The sequence below is a fragment of the Streptomyces sp. MBT65 genome, assembly GCF_016612545.1.
Lineage (GTDB): Bacteria > Actinomycetota > Actinomycetes > Streptomycetales > Streptomycetaceae > Streptomyces.
This window is the reverse complement of sequence record NZ_JAENRY010000452.1, coordinates 1-4710: the sequence shown is the minus strand read 5'-3', so window position 1 is coordinate 4710 and position 4710 is coordinate 1. Positions and strand designations below refer to the sequence as shown.

Sequence of the window (4710 nt, the reverse complement as noted above, 5' to 3'; positions counted from 1 at the left end):
GCGGATCAGCGGGATGAGCCCGCGCACGCGGTCGCGGATCCGGCGCCCCTCGTCGGTGATCCACTGGGAGACCACGGGTGAGGCGGGCGGCGGGGGCGGCATCGGCGGAAGTTGGCCGTCAAAGGCGGGCGGTGGGGGTGTTGCGGTCATCGAAGCACCACGATTTCTCTATATGCACTGAACAGTTCAGTACATTCTGTAGACATGAAGGTGGACAGGACGGGAAAACGGAGCGCGAGGTCGCCGGGAGGCGTCGGCTCAACCCAGTGGGGAGGGCGGGACGTCGCCGCCGCGCTGCGGCACCGCTGCGCCGACCATGGGGAACGGCTTGAGTCCGAGGATGCGTCGGCCGTTCTGCTCGGCGAGCGGGTCGACGCGGATCGCGCCGTGCGAGGTGACCACGCGCGCGTCGCGGACGAATCGCTGGATCGGATTGGACAGCGAGACGGTCGAGGAACCGAGCGTCTTCTGCAGCAGGTTGATGGCGTCCTCGCACAGGTTCGCCGCGTACGCGAGCGCGAGGCTGATCTCCGACTCCTCGTCGTCGCCGAATTCGAGCCCGGCGTCGGTACGAGCGTCGACCTGGTCCGCGTAGCGTTCGATCGTCGAGCCGGCCAGGACGATCATCGCCTGCGCGCGCCCGACGGCCACCTGTGCCGAAGCCATCTCGGCGACGCTCGGGTAGGGCAGGGTGAACGGCTTGCGCCTGATGGCCTGTTCGGTGAAACAGGACAGCGCGCCGCGCGCCATGCCCAGCGTGATCGCGGTGCTGCTGAGCGCCACCGTCATCAGGAGCGCCCGGCCGCTCTGCCGGAAGGCGGCGCCGCTGTAGTGGTGTCGGATCCGGTCGAGCCTCGGCGGGAACTCGGCGAGGTCGAGGAAGCGATGGTCGGGGACGAAGATGTCCTCGGTGACCCGCAGGCTGTTGCTGGACGTTCCGGAGAGTCCCATGACGTGCCAGTCGTCGAGGATCTCGAACTGCTCCCGCTCCAGCACGACGACACCGCGACCGGTGCCGCCGGCTTCCGCGGGGTCGAAGGCGACTCCCACCAGCGCCCAGCGGGCGTGCTTGCAGCCGCTGCCGAAGGCCCAGCGACCGTTGACCAGCCAACCGCCGTCGACCTTGCGGGCGTTGCCGACCGTGGTCGCGAACACGGAGGCGCCGACGAGTGCCGGCCCCACCCAGCCCTGGACGTCCTTGCGGATCTCCTCGACCACCTGCGGTTGCAGGGCGAGGAAGTTGCGCAGGCCGACGCCGACGAAGGCGCTCCAGGCGGCCGAGCCGTCCGCCTCGCCCAAGGCCGCGACGACCTCGACGAGGTCGCGGGCGCCCAACGCGGTGCCGCCCCATTCGACGGGCATCGTCATGCGGTAGACGCCCACCTCGTCCAGCGCCTGAAGCACCTCGGGGGTCAACGCCCCGATCCGCTCCCCCTCACGCGCCTGCGACCGGATGAGAGGGACGAGGTCCCGGACCCAGCCGCACAGCTCACGTCCGGCGTCGGTCAACCACGGCGACTCGACGGCCCTGACCTCAGGGGCGATGTGCTTGGACATCGGATCTCCTCATTGAGATTCAGCGAGAACAACGAACTCATCAGTAGGGGTGGGTGAGTCGGCAGCCGCCCCGCTCAGGCGGCGACAGCCGACCTTCCGCTGTCGTCGAGCCGCCGGAAGCGGCTTCCGTGGAAGACCAGGGGCTCGGCCGACGGCAGCGTCCACAGGCGATCTATCTCCAGCAGGGCGATGGTGTGGTCGCCCGCGGGGAGTTCGGCGCGGAGCGTGCAGGTGTACCAGGTGACCGCTCCGGGAAGCACTACCGCTCCTTCTCCGGTCGTCTCCCAGTGCACGTCGGCGAACCGGGTCTCCTCCGCACCTGCCAGCGCGCGGCACACCTCACCCTGCTGCTCGCCCAGGACGCTCAGGCCCAGCCACGGCAGCTCCCTGAGCTTGGGCCAGGTGCGGGACGAGGTCTGCATGCACACCGAGACCAGAGGCGGGGCCAGCGATACGGAAGTGAAGGAGCTGACCGCCATTCCGACAGGGCGGTCGTCCACCATTCCGCACACCGCGATCACCCCGCTCGGGAAACGGCCGAACGCTTCCCGCAGGGCCTGCGCGTCCGTCGGTGCCACGGGGGTGGGCTGCGGCTCCGGACCCAGGCCCACCCCCGTGGGCTCATGGGACCTGCGCTCATTGATCGACATGGTCATCACGTTCTTTCTTCCTGTGCGGCGGTCGGCTCAGCCGACTTGGGGCACGCCGCCTGCGAACATGGGAAACGGATCGAGTCCGAGGAGTTGGCGGCCGCTGAGTTCGGCCAGCGGGTCGAAGCGGATCGCGCCATGAGTGGCCAGCACGCGCACGTCCCGCGCGAAGCGCTGGATCGGGTTCCTGAGGCTCACCGTGGAGGAGCCGATGGCCAGTTGGAGCTTGTCGATGGCGTCCGCGCACAGCCGCACCGCGTAGACGAGGTCCATCGTGATCTCGGACTCCTCGGCGCCGGTGAACTCGGTCCCGGCCAGGGCGCGGCGGTCCACCTCGTCTGCGTGGCCGAGGATGGTGGCCTCCGCGGCGTTGATCATCGCGCGGGCCGTACCGGCTGCCACCTGGGTCGACGGCATGTCCGCCACGGTGGGGTAGGGCAGGTTGAACGGCTTGCGGACCTTCGCCTGCTCGACGAAGCAGTCCAGCGTGCCGCGGGCCATGCCGAGCGCGACGGCCACGTTGCTGAGGCAGGTGATCAGCATGAGCGCGCGCGTGTCGTTGCGGAACCCGAGGCCGGCGTAGCGCTCCCGCACGCTGTCCATGACCGCGGGGAAGTCGGCCAGGTCGACGAAGCGGTGGTCGGGGACGAACGCCTCCTCCTCCGCGGTGATGCTGTTGCTGGAGGTGGCCTTCAGGCCCATGACCTTCCAGTCGTCGAGGATCGTGTACTGCTCGCGGCTCAGCAGCGCCATCCCCCGGTGCGGGCGGCCTTCCGCGTCCTCGTAGGTCACGCCCACGGCCGCCCAGGCCGCGTGCTTGCACCCACTGCCGAACGCCCACTTCCCGGAGACCAGCCACCCGCCGTCGGCACGGCGTGCCGATCCCACGCTCGTGGAGAACACGGAGGCACCGACGACCAGCGGACCTATCCAGGTGTCGATCTCCTTGAAGACCTCGTCGACGGTCTGCTGGGGAAAGCCGAGGACATTGCGGATGCCGCCGGCCACGAAGACCGTCCAGGCGGCGGATCCGTCGCCTTCGCCGAGTGCCGTGATGATCTCCACGGTGTCCCGCGCCCCGAGGGCGTAGCCGCCCAGTTCAGCAGGTAGGGCGATCTTGAAGACGCCCGCTTCGTGTATCGCTCTGAGCGTCTCGGGAGGCAGGGCGCCGAGTTGCTCTCCCTCCTGTGCTTCCTCCCGCAACAGAGGGGTGAGGGCGCGCGTCCGGTCCCGGATCTGCCGCCCGCGGTCACTGAGGCGGGGGGAGGAGCGCCGCTCGGCCGACGCAGTGACGTCGGCTCCGGGAGAGGCTGGAGAGGGTGGCTTGCTCATGGAGCGCCTTCCTTTCAGACTGAACTGCACCGTTCAGTTCAGTTGAACCGTACGGTAGGGTTCAGCGAAAGGTCAAGTGATGAGACGGGTACCGGTTCCCACCAGGGTCGGGATTCAGCGAGGAGTGAGATGGCTGAGCGGGAGCACCCCCAGCGCGCAGGCTCGAGCGGGCGAAGCAAGCGGGCACCCATTCTCGACGCGGCTGTCGAGCTGTTCCTCGAACTCGGTTTCGATCAAACCTCGATGGACGCCGTGGCGGCGAAGGCCGGCGTCTCGAAGACGACCGTCTACGCCCACTTCGGCGACAAGCTGGAACTGTTCCGTGCGGTGATCGCCCGCGGCGGAGCCTCCCTCGACTTCGATCTGGACCAGACGATGCTCGCCTCCGTCGACGATCCGCAAGAGCGGCTGGAACGGATCGTCCTGAAGCTCCTCCAGGCCACGACGGCTCCCACCTATCTGGCCTTCATTCGCGTCCTGACCGTCGAGGCGGGCCGCCGCCCCGAGCTGACCGAGGCGATTCGGTCCCTCGGCGTGCCCCATGTGATCGATCTGGTGGCCGTGGCCCTGCGCGATGACGCACGACAGCGCGGCTACACCCTTCCCGACCCGGACGCGTACGCAGGACTGTTCGTGCGCATGACGGCGGCGGGACCACAGATGGACGCGCTGCTGGATCCGGAGGCCGACCGCGACCCGGCCCATTTCGAGGCGTACGCCCGATGGACAACGGCAATCTTCCTGCAGGGCCTGCGCGCCGGCGACCTTCCGAACGCCCCCGATTCCGCGATGAGTCAGGTCTTCCCCCGGCTGTCGCGGGCGACCTCCTGACCTGCGCCGTGGCGCGGCGGGCGAGACCTTCCGCGCCACGGCGCCCCTGAGCATCCCCAGCGAGCAACCGGACGCCCCACCCCCTGTCCTCCGCGCTCCCCCACGGGGCGGCGACGGCAAATCACCTCATGCAGGCCTCTTGACCGATGAACTGCACTGGACCGTACAGTTCATCAATCGGAGTGCCCCTCAGCACTCGGCGCCTCAGCGAGCCACTGGCAGCACGAGACCGCCCCGCCCGCTCAGTCGGCGGCAGCCATCTCCTTGCTTGAGGAAGGACGATGATGTCCCCATCCCCGCCCCACCCCGAATTCGCTCTGCCCGGTCAGCCGGGTGCCCC

At 69.1% G+C, this 4710-nt stretch carries 4 protein-coding genes; 1 reads left to right on the top strand and 3 read right to left on the bottom strand.

Annotation, left to right across the window (positions count from 1 at the left end; translation table 11 throughout):
- Positions 1-258: 258 nt before the first annotated feature.
- From JHN63_RS47860 to JHN63_RS47850, 3 genes are all read right to left on the bottom strand, one after another.
- Entirely contained in the window at positions 259-1557 is a 1299-nt protein-coding gene (locus tag JHN63_RS47860) for an acyl-CoA dehydrogenase family protein (protein WP_200691415.1), read from the bottom strand.
- Between the two features lie 74 nt (positions 1558-1631).
- Entirely contained in the window at positions 1632-2207 is a 576-nt protein-coding gene (locus tag JHN63_RS47855; RefSeq protein ID WP_234478800.1) for a flavin reductase family protein, read from the bottom strand.
- 36 nt (positions 2208-2243) lie between these two features.
- Positions 2244-3539: an acyl-CoA dehydrogenase family protein gene (locus JHN63_RS47850; protein ID WP_200691413.1), complete on the bottom strand. Its 1296-nt coding sequence runs from the start codon at positions 3537-3539 to the stop codon at positions 2244-2246.
- A gap of 129 nt (positions 3540-3668) precedes the next feature.
- On the opposite strand from JHN63_RS47850, the gene JHN63_RS47845 reads away from it, so the two are divergent.
- Positions 3669-4370 carry a TetR/AcrR family transcriptional regulator gene (locus JHN63_RS47845; RefSeq protein WP_200691412.1) on the top strand — a complete coding sequence of 234 codons (702 nt, stop codon included), beginning with the start codon at positions 3669-3671 and terminating at the stop codon, positions 4368-4370.
- Positions 4371-4710 lie beyond the last annotated feature (340 nt).